This is a genomic window from Mycobacterium sp. EPa45 (assembly GCF_001021385.1).
In the GTDB taxonomy this organism is placed as follows: Bacteria; Actinomycetota; Actinomycetes; order Mycobacteriales; family Mycobacteriaceae; genus Mycobacterium.
The window spans coordinates 5,506,542-5,525,832 of record NZ_CP011773.1 but is presented as its reverse complement, the minus strand read 5'-3'; the positions used below and the strand labels follow the sequence as shown (position 1 = coordinate 5,525,832).

Below are 19,291 nucleotides of genomic sequence, written 5' to 3'. Positions count from 1 at the left end.
GCGATGGCTGACTGGACCAGAACCACCTACGTGCGCATCGCCGCCGCCGTGCTGGCGGTGTTGCTTCTGGTGTTCGTCGTGTTCACCTATCTGGCCTATACCGCGGCATTCACCTCCACCGACAAGGTGACGGTCACTTCCCCACGCGCCGGCCTGGTGATGGAGAAAGACGCCAAGGTCAAGTACCGGGGCATCCAGATCGGCAAGGTCAAAGACATTGCCTACGTGGGTGATCAGGCCAAACTGACTCTGGCGATCGACAGCAATCAGCTGCGTTATGTCCCCTCCAACGCCGGTGTTCGCATCGCCGGCAACACGATCTTCGGATCGAAGTCCGTCGAGTTCATGACCCCCGCTCAGCCGATTGGCTCCTCGATGCGCCCCGGCGCCACCGTGCAGGCCTCGTCGGTCCAGCTGGAGGTGAACACGTTGTTCCAGACGCTGACCGATGTGCTGCACAAGGTCGATCCCGTTGATCTCAACGCCACCTTGAGCGCGCTGGGCGAGGGACTGCGCGGTCACGGCGAGGACCTGGGCGCGCTGCTCACCGGCACCAATCAGCTTGCCGCTGAGCTCAACCCGAAGATGGCGGCACTGCAGGCGGACCTGCGCCAGACCGCGACGTTGGGCAACATCTACGCCAGTGCCGCCCCGGATCTCGTGACGGTATTCAACAACGCCCCGACGATCGCCAAGACCGTTGTCGACGAGCAGGACGATCTGAACGCCACGCTGCTGTCGACGATCGGGTTGGCCGACAACGGATACGACACCTTCGCTCCGGCGCAGGACGATTACATCGCGGCGATCCAACGCCTGCGGGCGCCACTGAAGGTACTCGGCGACTACTCTCCGGAACTGGGTTGCCTGCTGCAGGCCGTCACCAAGGCGATCCATGACTTCGCGCCCGTCCTCGGTGGTACCAAGCCCGGCCTGTTCACGTCGTCGAACTTCATTCTCGGCGCACCGAACTACACCTACCCGGAGAGCCTGCCGATGGTGAATGCCACCGGCGGACCGAATTGCCGTGGTCTGCCACATATGCCGAGCAAACAGCTCGGCGGATCGTGGTATCACTCGCCGTTCCTGGTCACCGACAACGCCTACATCCCCTACGAGCCCTTCACCGAGCTGCAGGTCGACGCACCTTCCACACTGCAATTCCTGTTCAACGGGGCGTTCGCCGAGCGGGATGATTTCTGATGAACACCCATCGATCGAACGTGGTCAAAGTCAGCATCTTCGCTGTGGTGATGATTCTGGTGGCCGCCGGACTGGTGGTCGTCTTCGGCCAGTTCCGGTTCAGTTCCACTCGGGACTTCCACGCCACCTTCGCCAACGCGTCACGGTTGAAGTCCGGCAACGACGTGCGCATCGCCGGTGTGCCGGTCGGTTCGGTCACCGGCGTCGCGCTGAATCCGGACAACACCGTCGACGTCTCCTTCAACGTCGACAAGCGCTACCAGCTTTACACCTCGACACGCGCGCTGATCCGCTACCAGAACCTCGTCGGCGACCGATTCCTCGAAATCGCGTCCGGCCCGGGCGATCTGCGCAAGATCGGCCCGGGTGCGACGATTCCGCAGGCCAACACCCAGCCCGCGCTCGATCTCGATGCGCTGCTCGGCGGCCTGCGGCCGGTGCTGAAGGGCTTGGACGGCAACAAGATCAACGAGATCAGCAACGCGATCATCCAGCTGCTGCAGGGCCAGGGTGGTGCGCTGTCGGACCTGCTCGCCAATACCGGCGCCTTCACCCAGAACTTGTCTGCCCGGTACCAGGTGGTCTCGGACGTGATCAACCATCTCAACACCGTGCTGGCCACCGTCGATTCCAAGAGCGCGCAGTTCAACGCCAGCGTCGACGAACTGCAGAAGCTGATCACCGGGCTCGCCCAGAACAAGGATCCGATCGCGGGAGCCATCCCGCCGCTGGCATCGGCGGAGAACGACCTGACCGAGATGCTGCAGAATTCCCGACGGCCGCTGCAGGGTGTCATCGAGAACGTCCGGCCACTGGCCACCGAGATCGACAACCGCAAGACCGAGGTCAACACGGTGCTCGACCCGCTGGCCGAAAACTACTTGCGGCTCAACGCACTTGGCGCCTACGGAGCGTTCTTCAACATCTTCTACTGCTCGGTGCGCATCAAGATCAACGGCCCCGCCGGCAGCGACATCCTGATACCGTTCGGCGGTCCGCCCGACCCGTCGAAGGGCAGGTGTTCAGAGAATGGCTAGCCCCCGTTACGGAGCGCGATCCGCTCCGCACCGGCATCTTCGGCATCGTCCTGGTGGTGTGTGTCGTGCTGGTGTCGTTCGGCTACAGCAAGTTGCCGTTCTGGCCGCAGGGCAAGCCGTATGAGGCGTACTTCAGCGATGCGGGCGGCATCACGCCCGGCAACGATGTCAACGTGTCCGGCATCAATGTCGGCAAGGTGACCTCGGTGGCGCTGGCGGGTGACAAGGCCAAGGTGACATTCACCGTCGACCGCAAGGTCCGCGTCGGCGACCAATCATTGGTCGCGATCAAAACCGATACCGTGCTGGGCCAGAAGTCATTGGATGTCACCCCCAAGGGTGCAGGCGAATCCACGGTCATCCCGCTGGGCCGCACCACCGCGCCCTACACGCTCAACACAGCGCTGCAGGACCTCGGTCGCAACACCGCGGAGCTGGACAACGACCAGTTCACCGAGGCGTTGACTGTGCTCACCGACTCCCTGCGGGATGCCACCCCCCAGTTGCGTGGGGCGCTCGACGGTGTGGCGGCGTTGTCGCGCAGCATCAATGGCAACGACCAGGCGCTGGCCGAGCTGCTCTCTCATGCCCGCGCAGTCAGCCAGACTTTGGCCGATCGGGCCAACCAGGTCAACCAACTCGTCGTCGACGGCAACCAGTTGTTCGCCGCGCTCGACGAAAAGCGCGCCGCGCTCAGCAACCTGATTGCCGGTATCCAAGGTGTGGCCCAACAGCTTTCGGGCTTCGTCGCCGACAACCGGCGCGAGTTCGGCCCAGCGTTGCAGAAACTGAATCTGGTGCTGGACAACCTGCTATCGCGGCGCGATCAAATCAGCCTGGCGCTCAAGCGGCTGCCGCCGTACGCCACCGCGCTCGGCGAGGTCGTGGCGTCCGGACCCGGGTTCCACATCAACCTCTACGGCCTGCCGCCGGCACCGATCGCCGAGGTGCTGTTCGACACCTATTTCCAGCCCGGCAAGCTGCCGGACAGCCTGTCCGACTACCTGCGTGGTCTGATCTCGGAGCGCCTCATTTTCAGGCCGAAGTCGCCATGACCGGATCGAAGAAACTCTGGCGCGCAGGCGCGGTCGCATTGTTGGTGGCCGCGCTGGTCGGCGGTATCTACCTGGTGTGGCCCGGCGCCAAGTCAACGACCGTTGTCGGCTACTTCACCTCGGCGGTGGGGCTCTACCCGGGTGACGACGTCCGCATCGTCGGCGTCCCGATCGGAACCATCTCCTCGATCGAGCCGCAACCGCAAGCGGTGAAGGTCACCATGTCCCTGAACAACGGGATTCGTGTCCCGGCGGACGCCCACGCCATCATCGTCGCGCCGAACCTGGTGTCCGCCCGCTTCATTGCGCTGACCCCCGCTTACACCGGTGGCCAGGCGATGGCCGATGGGGCAACCATCGGGCCCGACCGCACCGGGGTTCCGGTGGAGTGGGACGAGGTCAAGGAAGAGCTGACCAAACTGAGCCGCACGCTGGGGCCGCAGGCCGGAACCCAGGGCCCGTTGTCGGAGTTCGTCAACCAGGCCGCCGACACTTTCGACGGCAACGGTGACTCGTTCCGCCAGGCGATGCGTGAACTGTCGCAAACCGCGGGCCGCCTTGGTGATTCGCGAACCGATCTGTTCGGCACCGTGCGTAACCTGCAGGTGCTCGTCAACGCGCTGTCGAACAGCAATGAGCAGATCGTGCAGTTCTCCGGACATCTCGCCTCGGTGACCCAGGTGCTGGCCGACAGCTCGCAAGGTCTGGACAGCACGCTGGGCACACTGAACCAGGCCTTGGAGGACGTGCGGGGCTTCCTGCACGACAACAACGACACGCTGATCAGCCAGGTCAACAAACTCACCGACTTCACCAAGATCCTGTCCGACCAGCACGACGATCTCGAACAGTTGCTGCACGTGACGCCCAACGGGCTGGCCAACTTCTACAACATCTACAACCCGGCCCAAGGCACGCTGGGCAGGGCTGCTGTCACTGCCCAACTTCCAGAACCCGGTGCAGTTCATCTGCGGCGGATCGTTCGATGCCGGTGCAACGGTGGACAACTACAAGCGCGCCGAAATCTGCCGGGAGCGGATGGCGCCGGTGTTGCGCCGCTTGACGATGAACTTCCCGCCGTTGCTGTTTCACCCGATCAACAGCATCACGGCTTATAAGGGCCAGATCATCTACGACACCCCGGAAACGCAGGCCAAGGCACACACGCCGATTCCGGATCTGCACTGGCAGCCCGCCCCCGGTGTGAAGCCGCCCCAGCCGCCGCAGAGCGGTGACCTGAGCGCGTTCATGGTGCCCCCGACGCCGCCGGCCGCAGACCCGTCGGCACAGGGCGCGCCCGCGACGCCGCTCCCTGCCGAAGCGCCTTCACCGCCGCCCGCCGGAGGTGGGGGATGATCGCAGCGAAGTGGCGGCATCGCGTATATCGGCTCACCGCAATGGGTTCCGGCGCGGCGCTGCTGGCGGGTTGCCAGTTCGGTGGGCTGAACTCGCTGGATATGCCCGGCACCGCCGGCCATGGCCGGGGCGCATACACCATTTCTGTCGAATTGCCCGATGTCGCAACGCTTCCGCAGAACTCCCCGGTGATGGTCGATGACGTGACGGTCGGCAGCGTCTCGGGTCTGCAAGCCGTGCAGCGTCCCGACGGCTCGTTCTACGCCGCGGTCAAACTCTCGCTGGACAGCTCGGTCGACCTGCCCGCGAACTCGACCGCCAAGGTCGCGCAGACATCGTTGCTGGGCTCGCAGCACATCGAATTAGCGCCGCCCGCAGACCATTCGGCGAAAGGCCGGCTCACTGAGGGTTCGGTGATCCGGATCGCACAGACCGGCCGCTACCCGACCACCGAGGAGGTGTTGTCCTCGCTCGGCGTGGTGGTGAATAAGGGCAACCTCGGCGCGATCCAGGACATCACCGACGCCGCGTACGCCGCGGTGGCCGGTCGAACCGAAACGTTTGTCGACCTCATTCCGCGCCTGGCCGAGCTGACGTCGGCGCTCAACTCGCAGACCAACGACATCCTGGCCGCCGCCGACGGTCTCGACCGATTCGCCTCGATCCTGGCGCAGAACAAGGACAGCCTGGGCCGGACGCTGGACAGTCTGCCGCAGGCGCTGAAGGTCCTCAACAACAACCGGGCCAATATCGTCGACGCCTTCGCCGCTCTGCAGAGGTTCGGTACGGTCGCGGCCAAGATGCTCTCGGAGACCAAACAGGACTTCGCCGCGGACCTCAAGGACCTCTACCCGGTCATCAAGGCGCTCAACGACAATCGTGGCGACGTGGTCTCGTCGTTGGACCTGCTGCCCACGTTCCCGTTCACCACGAAGTATCTGCGGCGCGCGGTCCGGGGTGACTACCTCAACGTGTTCGTCACCTTCGATCTGACGCTGCGACGCCTCGGCGAGTCGATTTTCACCACGTCGTTCGGGCTGGATCCGAACATGCGGCACCTCGACGAGGTCGTCAACGCCCCGGACTGGCTGCTGGGCGAGACCGCCAACCTTTCCGGGCAGGCAGCCGATCCGTTCAAGATCCCGCCCGGGACGGCGTCCGGACAGGAGGCGCCGAAGTAATGCTGGATCGCCTGACCAAAATTCAGTTGAGCGTCTTCGCGGTTGTCACAGTGCTCACCGTCACCGCGATCACGCTGTTCTATCTACACCTGCCTGCCAAGCTCGGGCTCGGCTCGTATCGCATCACCGCCGACTTCGTCACCGGCGGAGGGCTTTACCAGAACGCCAACGTGACCTACCGCGGCGTGACGGTCGGGCGGGTCGAGTCGGTCCAGTTGACCGGTGACGGCGTCGACGCAAACATGCGGCTCAACAGCGACGTCAAGATTCCAGCCAATGTCACCGCGACGGTCAAGAGTGTGTCGGCGGTGGGCGAGCAGTACATCGACCTGGTGCCGCCCGGCCAGCCGTCGAAAGATGCACTGACGAACGGCTCCCGAATCGGCCCGGACCGCACCGCCGTGGGTCAGGACATCGCCGAACTGCTGCGCGATGCCGACAATCTGGTCAGCAGCATCGGAAACACCAAACTCCAGCAGCTGCTCAAGGAGACCTTCAAGGCCTTCAACGGCTCGGGCCCGGAACTTGCCCGGCTGATCCAGTCGTCGCGCCAGCTGGTCGACGAGGCCAACGCGAACTGGCCGCAGACCAACCAGCTGATCGATCAGGCCGGACCGTTCCTGGACGCGCAGATCCGCAGCGGTGACGACATCCGTGAGCTGGCCGACGGGCTGGCCCGCTTCACCGGCCATGTCGCCCAAGCGGATCCGCAGTTGCGCCAGACGCTGGCGACGGTCCCGGGTGCGGCGTCGGAGGCCGATACCGCGTTCACCGGCATCCGGCCGTCCTTCCCGGTGCTGGCCGCCAACCTGGCCAACCTCGGCCGGGTCGGGGTGATCTACCACAAGTCGATCGAACAGGCCCTGGTGATCCTGCCTGCGTTGTTCGCCGCGTTGATCACGGTCGCCGGTGGTGAGCCGCTCGACGAGGGCGGCAAGCTCGACTTCAAGGTCGACCTCGGTGATCCGCCGCCGTGTGTGACCGGGTTCATCCCGGCACCGTTCATCCGTTCGCCATCGGACACCACGGTGCGGGATCTGCCTACTGACCTGTATTGCAAAGTCCCGCAGAATGATCCGAGCGCGGTCCGCGGTGCGCGGAACTACCCGTGCCAGGAGTTCCCGGGTAAGCGCGCACCGACCGTGCAGCTCTGCCGGGACCCGAAGGGCTACATCCCGATCGGCAACAATCCTTGGCGCGGTCCGCCGATCCCGGCCGGGACACCGGTGACGGACGGCCGGAACATACTGCCGCCCAACAAGTATCCCTACATCCCGCCGGAGAATGACCCGGATCCGGGACCGCCGGTGGTGGGGCCGTTGCCGCCCGGCGTCCCCGAAGGGCCGGGGCCCGCGCCCCATCAGCCATGGCCTGTGCAGCCGCCGCCCAACGACCCGGGTCAGCTTCCGGTGCCGTTGCCGTATCTGCCGCCGGGTCCCTACCCGCCGCAGAACCCCATGCTGCCGTACCCGGCCACGATCCCGCCGCCGCCACCGCCGGTCGGCACCGGCCCGGCCGACGCCGCCCCGCAGCCGCAGGCCGGTGCCCGGTATGGGATCTACGATCAGCACAACGGAACCTTCGTCGACCCGGCGGGCGGTACCGGCGTGTTCGCCCCGGCGGACCCGAATCTTCGTCCGGCCGAGAACTGGGTGGACCTCATGCTCGACCCAAGGCAGGTGTGATGACCTCAGATACGACCACGACCGAACGGCCCGTGCGCCGGCGCGCATCACGGGCCGCTGGACCCACTGCCGACACCGCCGCTGCGGTCACCACGGTGGCTCTGAAGTCCGCACCTCGGACGGTGCCGACATCCGTCACGCCGGTCGGGCCGCCACCGCGGCGGAGGGCCAACGCGCGTCGCGTCGCAATCATCGGCGTGCTCGTCGGGGTCCTCCTGGCAGCGGGCACCGTCGGGGCGGTCGCGTGGCTTGCCGTGCAGCACAGAGATATTGCGGCCACCCAGGACCGCGATCAACGCTTCATCGACACCGCCAAGCAGACCGTGATCAACATGTTCAGCTTCACGCAGGACAACATCGATCAAAGCGTGAACAGGTTTGTCGGCGACACCAGCGGCCCGCTGCGCGACATGCTCAGCCAGAACAACAACGTCGACAACCTCAAGGCGATGTTCCGAGACACCAACGCCAGTTCCGAAGCGGTGATCAACGGCGCCGCACTCGAAGGCGTCGACAACGTCAGCAACAACGCCTCGGTGCTGGTCGCGGTTCGGGTCACGGTCACCGACATGCAGGGGGTCAACAAGCCCTCGGCGCCCTACCGGATGCGGGTCATCGTCCACGAGGACGACAGCGGCCGGATGACCGGATACGACTTGAAGTATCCCGACGGAGGCAACTGATGCGTTGGCTCATCAGCGGCATCGCGGCGGTGTTGGCCGCGGTGTTCATCGGCGGTGCCGGTGTCGCAGGCGCACTGTACTGGGATCGCGTGCAGAGTCGCGCCGAGCAGTCGACCCGCGCCGAGTTGCCCGGCATCGCCAAGCAGCAGATACCTGAAGTGTTCGGCTACGACTACCAGACCGTGGAGCGCAGCCTGACCGACGCCTACCTGCTTCTCACCCCGGGGTACCGCAAGGAGTTCGAGCAGCGCGCCAACGCCGACATCATCCCGCAGGCCCGGCAGCGACAGGTCGTCAGTCAGGCCAATGTCGTCGGGGTGGGCGTGATGGACGCACGCCGTGATTCGGCGTCGGTGCTGGTGTATCTGAATCGCACGGTGACCGATAAGAGCCGCCAGCCCCTTTACGACGGCAGCCGGCTGCGGGTGGACTACCAGAAGATCGACGGCCGCTGGCTGATCAACTACATCACGCCGATCTAGTCGCCTTCGACGGCGGGTTTGCCGGCCAGGGCGTCGAGGAATGACCGGGCCCAGCGGTCGACGTCGTGTGCGAGGACCTGGCGCCGCAGCGCCCGCATCCGCCGGCGCCCCTCCTCGGGCGTCTGGTTGAGTGCTGCCTCGATGGTGTCCTTGACACCCTCGAGGTCGTGCGGGTTCGCCAGGTACGCCTGACGCAATTCGGCTGCGGCACCGGTGAATTCGCTCAAGACCAGGGCACCCCCGAGGTCACTGCGGCAGGCGACGTACTCCTTTGCGACCAGGTTCATGCCGTCGCGCAGGGGCGTCACCAACATCACGTCCGCCGCCACGAAGAAGGCGATCAACTCGTCCCGGGGCACCGGTCGGTGGATGTAGTGCACCACCGGGTGTCCGACTTCACCGTATTCGCCGTTGATGTGACCGACCTGCTGCTCGATCTCCCCCCGCAGCACGCGATAGCTCTCCACCCGCTCGCGGCTGGGAGTGGCCAGCTGTACCAGAACGGTGTCGTCGCGCTTGGCGCGTCCCTCGGCGAGCAGCTCCGAAAACGCTTTGAGCCGAACGTCGATGCCCTTGGTGTAGTCCAGCCGGTCGACCCCGAGCAGGATCTTGCGTGGGTTGCCGAGTTCGGCGCGAAGTTCTTTCGCCCGCCGGCGCACGTCACGATTGCGGGCCTGAGTGTCGAGGTCGGCGGAATCGATGGAGATCGGGAAGGCGCCGACCTTCACCGAGCGGAAGCCCAGCTGGACCTCGCCGAACCGGGATCGCACACCGACCGACGCACGAGATGTGTTGGCGCCCACCAACCTTCGAGACAGGAACAGGAAGTTCTGGGCGCCGCCGGCGAGGTGGAATCCGACCAGGTCGGCGCCCAACAGGCCTTCGATGATCTCGGTGCGCCACGGCATCTGCATGAACAGTTCCACCGGCGGGAACGGAATGTGCAGGAAGAATCCGATGGTCAGATCGGGCCGCAGCATCCGCAGCATCTTGGGCACCAGTTGCAGCTGGTAGTCCTGCACCCATACGGTGGCGCCTTCGGCGGCCACGCGCGACGTCGCCTCGGCGAAACGGCGATTGACCTCGACGTAGCGGTCCCACCACTCCCGGTGGTAGATCGGCTTGACGATAACATCGTGATACAGCGGCCACAGCGTGGCATTGGAGAAACCCTCGTAGTACTCGGCGACATCCTCGGCCGACAGGCGGACCGGCACCATCTGCATGTCGTCTTCGATGATGGGCTCCTCGGGCCCGTCGACGACGCCCGGCCAGCCGATCCACGCGCCGCGCTGACGGCGCAGCAACGGTTCCAGCGCGGTGACCAGACCGCCCGGACTGCGCTTCCAGGTCAGGCTGCCGTCCGGCAACCGCTCCATGTCGATCGGCAGCCGGTTGGCGACCACCACGAAGTCAGAATTCCCGGAACGGGCGGCGTCGTTGCCCCCGGGCACCGGCTACGCCTCGAGCTTTGAGGGTCCAATGCCGAGCATCGAGAGGAAGACCCGGCACTCGTCGGCATCATTCGCGTAGGCGGCGACGACGCGGCGGGCCTGACGCGCGGTGCTGTCGGCCAACGGCTCGACGTCGTCGATGTCCGTGGGATTTGCTTTTGGAGGCATGTCTCAACCTTAGCGAAGGGGCGGTGAGCCGCTACGGGCTCGAGGAAATCGTCGACTTGGGCTGGACTGCCACGTTGTCCTGGCTGGTCTCGTAGCAGGCCGCCGACTCCCAATAACCGGTGCAGGGAGTTCCGTTGATATTGGGGACGAGGTCGGCTCCCACGCCGGTGTAGGCGGTGGACGTCAGGTCCTGGGTGGTCCGCGGCTGCAGATCGTCGAATGCCTGGTCCCCGTTGGTGGTGGCGATGGGGGTCATGGTGGGTGTGCAGTTGCCCGTTGTCGGGTCCAGCGACTCACCCGCCTGGCAGCCGGCCGATCCACCCGGCTGCGAATCCACTGGCTGGGGTCCCGGTACCGGCTGCGGCGCGGGAATCCCGCCCGCACCCTCGGCATGCGCCAGGGGAGCTGCCACAACCGCGAGCGCGAACACGCCCGCGGTCGCCAGCTTTGTCACTCGGATGACGAGGAACGGCATCGTTGCCCTCTCTGATCTACTCCCTGCTACGGGCTCGACGAGATGCTTGAGTGCGGGCTGACGGCGGGAACCTGGTCCTCCTGCAGCCCGATGCACTGGCCGGTGTTGCGGCCCGTGCACGGGACCCCCTGAACCTCGGGCAGGCTGCTGGAATCACCCGGCGTCGAGAACGTGATGTTCCCGCCGCCGCTCGACGTCGTCGGGTACGTGCCGCCCGGCTGGTTGGGCACCAACTCGGGAATGCACTGATCGGTGTAGAGATCCTCGGACTCGCCGGCTGGACACGCGATGGCCGGGCTCGCCGGGGCGCCCGACGGAGCTGCGAAGAACGCAACGGCCGGCGCGGTGGCGATGGCGACGCTGAAACCACCGGCGAGGAGGACGCGGCGGCCGACTGAGGAGGAAATCGCCATACTTCACACTTTCTCGAGAAGTTGACGGAGTTCCGAGGGTCGGCCCTCCGTTCTACGGACTGACGGTTGAGCGGGGTTGCACCACAGGAGCTTGCTGCTCTTGCTGCAATCCTATGCACTGACCAGTGTTTGCGCCTGTGCAAGGAATCCCCTGAACTTCCGGCAGGCCGCCCTGCGGGCCGGTGGCGGGCTGGACCTCGCAGCCGCCGGTCGCCGCATTCACGACTTGTCCGGGCGGGCAGGCCGCGACAGGTCCGGCTGACGGGATGGCGACGACGGCCAGCGCGGGCGCTGCCGCCAGGGCGAGCGCGAAGCTGCCTGCGAGAGCCACGCGCCGCGTTGATTCTTTGAAGTTTGCCATGATGGAGCCTTCTCTGTAGTTTGCTGAGTGCCGTGTGGGGCAGTGTATGGCTGCCTGCGGAGTTCCGCGGTGGTTCGGCGGTTTTATCGACATTCAATGACCGCGTGTTACGCCCGGGTCAATATCTGTCGCGGAAAAATTATCTCCTCGCACAACCGCTGTTCACAAGGGTGCATTGGGGCGCCCGCAAATAGGAGCGTCGGAATAACCGCCCCGGCGAGGGGCGAATTGAATCCCTTAGTCGACACGTTGCAAAGGCGGCCGATCCCCAATCCTCGCGGGCCGCCTAAACGCCGTTCGGCTGCGCCTGAATATTCGCTGGGCGCGGCGGTGGGACGGGCACTATGCCGGGGGGCGGGGCCGTGGTTCTATACGTGGAACCTGTTTCAGTTTTGTGTGAGGAGTGCGGCGTGCAGCTCTCGTTCGATGATCGGACGTACCTGGTCACCGGTGGTGGCAGTGGTATCGGCAAGGGCGTGGCGGAAGGGCTGGCCAAGGCGGGTGCAAACGTTTTGATCGTCGGGCGTGGCGCCGACCGGCTGGCCGCGACCGCCGATGAGATCAATGCCGCCGCGCCGTCGGGCAGCGTCAGGTACGAACCCGCCGACGTCATCAACGAGGATCAGGTCGCGGCGGTCGTCGACGCCGCCACCGCATGGAACGGGCGGCTGCACGGCGTGGTGCACTGCGCCGGCGGTTCGCAGACCATCGGCCCCATCACGCAGATGGACTCCGAAGCATGGCGCGCGACGGTCGATCTCAACATCAACGGCTCGATGTACGTGCTCAAGCACTCGGCCCGTCAGATGGTGCGCGGTGGTGGCGGTTCCTTCGTCGGCATCTCTTCGATCGCCTCGACCAACACCCACCGGTGGTTCGGGCCGTACGGCGTCACCAAGTCGGGTCTGGACCACCTCATCAAGCTGGCCGCCGACGAACTCGGAGCATCGTGGGTGCGGGTCAACGGCATCCGGCCCGGGCTGATCCGAACCGAGCTGGTGCAGATGGTTCTGGACTCACCCGAAATCAGCGGGGACTACGCCGAATGCACCCCGCTGCCGCGCCCCGGTGAGGTCGACGACGTCGCCAACGCGACGCTGTTCCTGCTCAGCGATGCCGCCCAGTGGATCACCGGACAGATCATCGGCGTCGACGGTGGACAGAATCTGCGCAGGGGGCCGGACTACTCGGCGATGCTGGAGCCGGCCTACGGCGCCGACGGCCTACGCGGAGTGGTCTGAGGATCCCGCGTCAGCGGCCGCCAGGCTGCTGATCGCCGACCAATCCAGCCGCTCGCCGCCCTCGGCGAGCAGGCGCAGGAACCGATCACGCAGCAGGCTGGCGATCGGCAACGGCACCCGCAGTTCTTCGGCAGCGGCCAAGACCAGCCCGATGTCCTTGTGCCCCAACGGCGCTGCGAATCCGGCGGGTTCGAACTGCTCGTCGGCGATGAGCCCACCGTAGGTCTTGTACACCGGGGCCGAGAACAACGTCGAGGTCAGGATGTCCAGGTACTGGTGGCGGTCCACGCCGCCCTTGACCACCAAAGCCATCGCCTCGCCGAGTGATTCGATCACCGAGCCGATCAGGAAGTTGCCGCTGAGCTTGACCAGGTTTGCGGCCGACGGGTCCTCGGCCACCACGAAAGTTCGTTGGCCGATGGCGTCGAAGACCGATGTCACCGAATTCACGGAGTCGGCGGGCCCGGCGGCGACAACGAACAGCGCAGCGGCGGCGGCGGCCTCGGGCCGGCCGAACACCGGAGCCGCCACGAACTTCTGGCCGGCGGCGGCGTGCGCCTCGGCCAGGCGTTTCGACAGCTCGACGCTGATCGTGCTGGACGAGATGTGGACGGTGTCGGGCCCGGCTGAGGAGATGATGCCGCCGTCACCGAACGTCACGCCCGCCACCGCGTCGTCGTTGGCGAGCATCGTCAACACGGCGTCCCCCGCGCACGCATCGGCTACGGAGTCGGCCGGGCGAGCGCCCTGCGCCGCCAACGCATCCACCTTCGGCCGGGATCGGTTGTAGACGGTCACATCGTGGCCGGCCTTGATCAGATTCGCGGCGATACCCGCGCCCATGTTGCCCAGCCCGATGACTCCGATGCGCACGGCTCTCAGGTTAGTTGACGCAGGGCACCTTGCCGCCGTCGATGGGAGCTCCCTGGTCGGGCGTGGGCGTGATCGTCAACTCCGACCACTTGTGGGTGGTCGTCGATGTCGCGACAGCGTCCTGCGTCTGCGGTTGCTCCAGTGGAAGGTCGTAGCCCTGGCCGAGCACCACCCGGATGTGGTCGGCGGCGACCGTGCCGGTGGCTTGCGGCGCGTTCTCCACACCGAGCAGGGTTGCCACCGACTGCGCATCGGTCTGTGCGCCGTCGCCGTAGGTGATCACGGTGTCGATGGGCTCGCCCGACTCCCGGTCACGGACCTCGCTGACGGTGAACTCGTGCTTGCCCAGCACGGCCGCCGCCTGCGAGGCCAGGCCCGAGGTGTCGCTGGCGTTGACGATGCTGACTTTCGTGTGCGGATTGGGTGGCGGAAGTGGTTGTGGCGCAGCGGTAGTCGTCAATGACGCCGAATCACCCCCGATGGCGTGCGCGATCTCGGCACGAATCTTGGCCGGGTCCACGATGTTGACGTCCTGGCCGTTGATGTTGTCGTAGCGCACCACCGGCAGCGTCCGGAACTCGACGCTGCCGCCGGCCAGTGCGGCCATCCTGCGGAATTGATCCTCGCCCCAGCCCTCCGACAGCACGATGTCCTGACGGGCGACCGACATCAGCTGCTTGAACTTGTCCAGGTCGGTGAACGAGCCCGACTGCTGCAACTGATGCATGACCGAAAGCAGGAACGCCTGCTGGCGGTGGGTGCGATCGAGGTCGCCGTTCTCCAGCCCGTGCCGCTGCCGCACGAACGCCAGAGCCTGTGCCGCGTTCAGGGTTTGGCGCCCGGCTGGAAAGTCCGCTCCGGAGTAGTCGTCGTGTACGGCATGGTTGAGGCAGACGTCCACTCCACCAAGGCTTTCGGCCAGGTGATAGAAGCTCGCCAGATTGACCTCGGCGAAGTAGTCGATCGGCTGGCCGGTCAGATTTCGCACGGCGCGAAGGGTCGCCTTGCGCCCGGCCTCTCGCCCCGCACGTTCGAGTTCCTTGCGATCGGAGATGCCCCCATCGGCCAGCTTCTGTTCGGTCTGCGCCTTGGTCAGCCCGTACGCTTCCTTGATCTTGATATGGCTATAGCCCTTGATCCCATTGACGGCCACATAGTCGTCGCGCGGTATCGAGAACGCGACCACGCGGTCGTCGGCGCTGATGTGCACCAAGATCAGGGTGTTGGTGTTGTAGCCGCCGGCGTCCGAGTCTCCCGCGTGCAACTTGTCCAGCAGGTCGTCAGGGAGTTCGTTGCCGTCCTGATCTTTCCGGGAATCCAGTCCGACCAGCAGAATGTTCATCGCGCCACCGCTGGACCGCGGCTCGTCTGAGCCCAGCGCCTGGGATACCGTGATCCCGCTGAGCAAGCCGTGCGCCTGTGAATACGCCAGCCCGGTCAGCGTCACCACCACGACCGAGACCAAGCCGATCGCGGTTCGGGTGACCGCTCGCACCACCCGGCGCCCGGTAGCGGACCGCTCTCGATGGCGGCCGCGGCGGTTGCCCGTGGCGGCCGCTCGCGGGGGCGGCGACGGATCCATGATCGACAGTATGCGGGCTTATGCTGGCGACGACCCAGCTGACCAGGTCTCCTTCCGGTGAAGTGGCTGGATACCCCGGGGCCGTACAAATAACCTCCCGTGCAGATCAAAGCTTTGCGGCGGCCGGAAGTCCACCGTCGGGCAGCCACCCTTGCAGGTGCTGGACAGCGGTGATTCTCACAGTCGGTGGCCCCGTGCGCGTGCGGCCGGGTCTAGTCGCCCAACTCCGAGAGGCCCCGACGGAGGCACGCTATGCTGAGCACGTGCTTAGCATGACGCGTTGCGGCGGCCCCCGATGAAGCCGGCTCCGTTCGACTACCACCGGCCTGACAGTGTCGCCGCGGCGGCGCAGATGCTCACCGAACTGGGTGACGACGCCAAACTGCTCGGCGGTGGCCAAAGCCTGGTCCCGATGCTGTCGATGCGCCTGGCGTTCTTCGACCATCTGATCGACATCTCGCGACTCGACGAGATGAAGGGCATCGAGGCCAACGGCGACACGCTGCGGATCGGTGGTGGCACCACCCATGCCGCGGTGGGGGCCGATGAGCAGGTGCGCACCAGCGTCCCGCTGCTGACCAAGGCCACGCCGCTGATCGGGCACTTCCAGATCCGCAGCCGGGGCACCATCGGTGGTTCGATCGCCCACGCCGATCCCGCGGCCGAATATGGTGCTGTCGCGTTGGCGCTGGACGCCACGATCGAGACGGTGTCGGTGTCCGGGCGGCGTGAGATCCCGGCCGGCGAGTTCTTCGCCGGCGTGTGGGAGACCGCGATGGAACCCGACGAGATCTTGGTCGGCGTGCGGTTCCCGGTCTGGTCCGGTCGATGCGGTTTCGCGGTGGAGGAATTCGCGCGCCGCCACGGTGATTTCGCGATCGCCGGTGCAGTGGCTGCTGTCGAACTCGATGCCGACGACAAGGTCCGGCGCAGCGCCGTCGGGTTGCTGGGGCTCAGTGCCACACCGCGGCGCGCATCGGCGGCCGAGGAGGCGATCGCCGGCCGGCCGGTCGGCGACATCACCGCGGAAGAAATCGGTGAGCTCGCGATGACGGGGCTCGACGACATTCCGGCCGACCTTCAGGGTTCGGCCGACTATCGACGAAAGGTCGGGGCGGCCATGGCGGCACAGGCATGGCGGGCTGCGGTCAAGGAGGCATTCGATGCATGATCGTTCGATCCGGGTGTCGGTCAACGGAATCCCCTTTGAGGCGACCGTCGAGCCGCGGCTGACGCTGGCCGACTTCCTGCGCGAGCGCTGCGGCCTGACCGGCACGCACCTGGGGTGCGAGCACGGCTCGTGCGGCGCATGCACGGTACTGCTCGACGGGGCGGCAGTGCGTTCCTGCCTGGTGTTCGCCGTGCAGGCCGAGGACGCCGAGGTCTCGACCGTGGAGGGTGTGGCATCGGCCGACGGCGAGCTGTCGCCGGTGCAGGCGGCGCTGCGTGACTGCCACGGACTGCAATGTGGTTTCTGCACACCGGGCTTCGTCATGTCGATCACGGCGCTGCTGCGCGACAACCCGCATCCGACCGACGAAGAGATCCGTGAGGGTCTGTCCGGCAACTTCTGCCGCTGCACGGGGTATCAGGGCATCGTCAATGCCGTCCACCAAGCCGCCGAAAGAGGCGCGGCCGCAACCTAACCGGCCGCGGCCGCCTCGATCAGGGCCACGATCTGCGCGGGTGTTGCCGGCAGCTTTGTGACCGTCACCCCGAGCGGGGCCAGGGCGTCGTTGATCGCGTTGATGACCGCAGGGGTGGAGCCGATGGCGCCGCCCTCACCACATCCCTTGTAGCCGCCGACCCCGGGGCTGGGCACCTCGACGTGCCCGTACTCGATCGGCGGCACCTCGGTTGCGGTGGGCAGCAGGTAGTCGACGAACGTGGTGGACAACGGGTTTCCTTCATCGTCGTACACCAGGTTCTCCAAGAGTGCGCCACCGATACCCTGCACGGTCCCGCCGGCGATCTGCCCCTCGACGATGGTGGGATTGATCATCGGGCCGACGTCTTCGCTGACGATGTAGCGCGTCAGCGTGACGCGGCCGGTGGTGATGTCCACCTCGCAGGTGCACGCGTGAGTTGCGTTGGCCCAGTGGATCATCGTCTGCGAGGTGAACCGGGCGGTCGCCTCGAGTGTCGCCGCCATCCCCGGCGCCAGAGTCTGCGGTTCGTAGTAGGAGCGGTAGGCCAGATCGGCGAAAGTGACGCTCTTAGAGGAGTCTTCGCGTGACGTGGCCCGAGAGTGGGCCAGTTCGATGTCCGACTCATCGACACCGAGCACGTGGGCGGCCATCGCCACCAGCTGCTGGCGCAGGATCGTGCCGGCCTCATTGACCGCCCCGGCGGTCATCGGGCCGCTGCGGCTGCCCTGCGTGCCTGCGCCGTAGGGGGTCACCGCGGTGTCACCCTGAATCGTTGACACGTCGGCGATGTCGGCGCCCAGTGCGTCGGCGGTCAGTTGCACGACCGTGGTCTCGATGCTGTTGCCGCTCGAGCCGCCGTTGACATAGACATTGATCTTGCCGGTGGGCTCCATCCGGATGGTGCAGCCCTCGGTGGCCAGGTGTCCGGTCGCCGCACCCGTCGGCTCGATGTAGGCCGAGAACCCGAGGCCGAGGTAGCGGCCCTGGGCCAGCGCTTCGGCCTGCTCTTTGCGGAACCCTTCGTGGTCAAGGATTTTGACCGCTTGCTCGAAGGTCTCCATCGGCGCGACGTGGTCATACGGCATGCCATTGGGGTTGAAGAACGGCATCTCGTCTCGGCGCAGCAGGTTCTTGCGGCGCAGTTCCACCGGATCGATGCCCATCTTGCGGGCTGCGATGTCGAGAAGTATTTCCCGCGTCAGGGTTTCGTACTGCCAGGGTCCGCGGTAGGCGGCCAGCCCGCTGGTGTTGGTGAAGACCGTCTTGTAGTTGAAGCTCGACTTGGGCACTCGGTAGGGGCCCGGGAAGAACATTCCGATCGCGGCGGTGGTCAGCACCGGATAAGGGGTCGGGTAGGCCCCGATGTCCTGGAGGAAGTCGATCGCGACGGCGGTGATGGCCCCGTCGGCGTCGAACGCCATCCGTGCGCGGCCGTCGACGTGGCGAGCCTGCCCGGCCGACATCAGGTTCTCGCGGCGGTCCTCGATCCACTTCAGCGGCGCGGGCACCTTGCGGGCCGCCAGCATGATGCACATGTCCTCGCGCATCGGGACGACCTTCTGGCCGAAGCCACCGCCGGTGTCGCGGGTGATGACGCGCACGCCCTGGGCCGGGATACCGAGCAGACGCGCGGCGAATGCACGCAATTCGTGCGGGGTCTGGGTGGACGCCCACAGGGTGAGTTCTCCGGTGGCGGCCACCCACTCGACGACCAGACCGCGGGTTTCGATCGGCACCGGCACGTGGGTCTGCTGATAGATCTGCTCGTCGGCGACAAAGTCAGCCGCGGCGAACGCCTCCTCGTCCGGTGGTGCCCCGGCGAGTCCGCCGGCGACGTTGTCGGGGTAGGCCTCATGGACCACGGCCGCGTGACCGACTGCCTGGGTGAAGTCGGCGATCGCGGGCAGCGGGTCGTACTCGACGTCGACCAGCTCGAGGGCGTCCTCGGCCAGGTAGCGGTTCTCGGCGATGACGATCGCAACGGGATCGCCGACGAACTTCACCTCACCCTCGGCCAGCGGCGGGCGCGGGGTGTCCGGGACGTCCTTGCCCGCCACCGCGTGCCAAGCCTCGTGGACGTCATTGTTCAAGTCGGCGGCGGTCAGCACCGCATGCACGCCGGGCAGCGCCAGCGCCGCGGAGGCGTCGATGCTGTTGATCCGGGCGTGGGCGAACGGGCTGCGGACGAAGCAGGCGTGCAACATGCCCGGCCGGACGATGTCATCGACGTAGGTCCCGTGTCCGGTGAGCAAGCGAGTGTCCTCGACCCGAGGGACGCGCGTTCCCGCGTAACGGGTGACAGGTGCGGCCATGGCGTTCGCTCCAATGCGTTGTCGACGAGCGGTCTCGCGACGGGCTAAGCAGTCGCTCAGCAGAGCGTACCGAAGCCTGTG

At 66.2% G+C, this 19,291-nt stretch carries 17 protein-coding genes and 1 pseudogene; 11 read left to right on the top strand and 7 right to left on the bottom strand.

All coding sequences use genetic code 11. The annotated features are described in order from the left end of the window. The first annotated feature begins 3 nt into the window (after nucleotides 1-3). The 8 genes and pseudogenes from AB431_RS26185 to AB431_RS26150 all read left to right on the top strand — a co-directional run bounded on the left by AB431_RS26185 (nucleotide 4) and on the right by AB431_RS26150 (nucleotide 8,682). Nucleotides 4-1,203 (top strand): MCE family protein, encoded by a 1,200-nt coding sequence (locus tag AB431_RS26185; RefSeq protein ID WP_047332398.1) that lies wholly within the window; start codon nucleotides 4-6, stop codon nucleotides 1,201-1,203. Further along, nucleotides 1,203-2,240, top strand: coding sequence for an MCE family protein (locus AB431_RS26180; protein ID WP_047332397.1), 1,038 nt, complete (start codon nucleotides 1,203-1,205; stop codon nucleotides 2,238-2,240). Before AB431_RS26185 ends, AB431_RS26180 begins: the two co-directional genes overlap by 1 nt. Then, nucleotides 2,222-3,295 carry an MCE family protein gene (locus AB431_RS26175; RefSeq protein WP_047332396.1) on the top strand — a complete coding sequence of 358 codons (1,074 nt, stop codon included), beginning with the start codon at nucleotides 2,222-2,224 and terminating at the stop codon, nucleotides 3,293-3,295. The genes AB431_RS26180 and AB431_RS26175 overlap by 19 nt, the downstream gene beginning before the upstream one ends. Further along, nucleotides 3,292-4,651: pseudogene (locus tag AB431_RS26170) on the top strand (virulence factor Mce family protein). The gene AB431_RS26175 and the pseudogene AB431_RS26170 overlap by 4 nt, the downstream one beginning before the upstream one ends. Next, on the top strand, nucleotides 4,648-5,832 hold the full coding sequence (locus tag AB431_RS26165; protein WP_047332395.1) for an MCE family protein: 1,185 nt from the start codon (nucleotides 4,648-4,650) through the stop codon (nucleotides 5,830-5,832). Before AB431_RS26170 ends, AB431_RS26165 begins: the two are co-directional and overlap by 4 nt. Continuing rightward, nucleotides 5,832-7,517 (top strand): virulence factor Mce family protein, encoded by a 1,686-nt coding sequence (locus AB431_RS26160; protein ID WP_047332394.1) that lies wholly within the window; start codon nucleotides 5,832-5,834, stop codon nucleotides 7,515-7,517. The genes AB431_RS26165 and AB431_RS26160 overlap by 1 nt, the downstream gene beginning before the upstream one ends. Next, nucleotides 7,517-8,200, top strand: coding sequence for a hypothetical protein (locus AB431_RS26155; protein WP_047332393.1), 684 nt, complete (start codon nucleotides 7,517-7,519; stop codon nucleotides 8,198-8,200). The genes AB431_RS26160 and AB431_RS26155 overlap by 1 nt, the downstream gene beginning before the upstream one ends. Further along, nucleotides 8,200-8,682, top strand: coding sequence for a mammalian cell entry protein (locus tag AB431_RS26150; RefSeq protein WP_082135810.1), 483 nt, complete (start codon nucleotides 8,200-8,202; stop codon nucleotides 8,680-8,682). The genes AB431_RS26155 and AB431_RS26150 overlap by 1 nt, the downstream gene beginning before the upstream one ends. Here AB431_RS26150 and AB431_RS26145 read toward each other — a convergent pair. Genes AB431_RS26145 through AB431_RS26135 form a run of 4 tightly spaced genes read right to left on the bottom strand, consistent with a single transcriptional unit; the run spans nucleotide 8,679 to nucleotide 11,192 of the window. Next, nucleotides 8,679-10,136: a trehalose-6-phosphate synthase gene (locus tag AB431_RS26145; protein ID WP_047332392.1), complete on the bottom strand. Its 1,458-nt coding sequence runs from the start codon at nucleotides 10,134-10,136 to the stop codon at nucleotides 8,679-8,681. The two genes, AB431_RS26150 and AB431_RS26145, sit on opposite strands and share 4 nt — an antisense overlap. 3 nt (nucleotides 10,137-10,139) lie before the next feature. Beyond that, nucleotides 10,140-10,304 (bottom strand): hypothetical protein, encoded by a 165-nt coding sequence (locus tag AB431_RS30935; RefSeq protein ID WP_162489422.1) that lies wholly within the window; start codon nucleotides 10,302-10,304, stop codon nucleotides 10,140-10,142. A 31-nt stretch (nucleotides 10,305-10,335) separates the two neighbouring features. Beyond that, on the bottom strand, nucleotides 10,336-10,779 hold the full coding sequence (locus tag AB431_RS26140; RefSeq protein WP_047332391.1) for a hypothetical protein: 444 nt from the start codon (nucleotides 10,777-10,779) through the stop codon (nucleotides 10,336-10,338). 26 nt (nucleotides 10,780-10,805) lie between these two features. Next, nucleotides 10,806-11,192: a hypothetical protein gene (locus tag AB431_RS26135; protein WP_047332390.1), complete on the bottom strand. Its 387-nt coding sequence runs from the start codon at nucleotides 11,190-11,192 to the stop codon at nucleotides 10,806-10,808. 771 nt (nucleotides 11,193-11,963) lie between these two features. Here AB431_RS26135 and AB431_RS26130 point away from each other — a divergent pair. Beyond that, the gene (locus tag AB431_RS26130; protein WP_047332389.1) at nucleotides 11,964-12,794 is read left to right on the top strand and encodes an SDR family oxidoreductase; all 831 of its coding nucleotides are present in this window, start codon (nucleotides 11,964-11,966) and stop codon (nucleotides 12,792-12,794) included. On the opposite strand, the gene AB431_RS26125 is transcribed toward AB431_RS26130, so the two are convergent. Both AB431_RS26125 and AB431_RS26120 read right to left on the bottom strand, forming a co-directional pair. Further along, nucleotides 12,777-13,667 carry an NAD(P)-dependent oxidoreductase gene (locus AB431_RS26125; protein ID WP_047332388.1) on the bottom strand — a complete coding sequence of 297 codons (891 nt, stop codon included), beginning with the start codon at nucleotides 13,665-13,667 and terminating at the stop codon, nucleotides 12,777-12,779. The two genes, AB431_RS26130 and AB431_RS26125, sit on opposite strands and share 18 nt — an antisense overlap. A gap of 10 nt (nucleotides 13,668-13,677) precedes the next feature. Continuing rightward, a complete protein-coding gene (locus AB431_RS26120) occupies nucleotides 13,678-15,249 on the bottom strand; it encodes an LCP family protein (RefSeq protein ID WP_052960403.1) in 1,572 nt (523 codons plus the stop codon). Nucleotides 15,250-15,544: 295 nt separating this feature from the next. On the opposite strand from AB431_RS26120, the gene AB431_RS26115 reads away from it, so the two are divergent. Together AB431_RS26115 and AB431_RS26110 are read left to right on the top strand one after the other, a co-directional pair. Further along, complete coding sequence (locus AB431_RS26115) at nucleotides 15,545-16,420, top strand: xanthine dehydrogenase family protein subunit M (protein WP_047332386.1); 876 nt, start codon at nucleotides 15,545-15,547, stop codon at nucleotides 16,418-16,420. After that, on the top strand, nucleotides 16,413-16,895 hold the full coding sequence (locus AB431_RS26110; RefSeq protein ID WP_047332385.1) for a (2Fe-2S)-binding protein: 483 nt from the start codon (nucleotides 16,413-16,415) through the stop codon (nucleotides 16,893-16,895). Before AB431_RS26115 ends, AB431_RS26110 begins: the two co-directional genes overlap by 8 nt. Here AB431_RS26110 and AB431_RS26105 read toward each other — a convergent pair. Further along, nucleotides 16,892-19,210, bottom strand: a complete 2,319-nt coding sequence (locus tag AB431_RS26105) for a xanthine dehydrogenase family protein molybdopterin-binding subunit (protein ID WP_047332384.1) — start codon at nucleotides 19,208-19,210, stop codon at nucleotides 16,892-16,894. The genes AB431_RS26110 and AB431_RS26105 overlap by 4 nt on opposite strands. Between the last annotated feature and the right edge of the window lie 81 nt (nucleotides 19,211-19,291).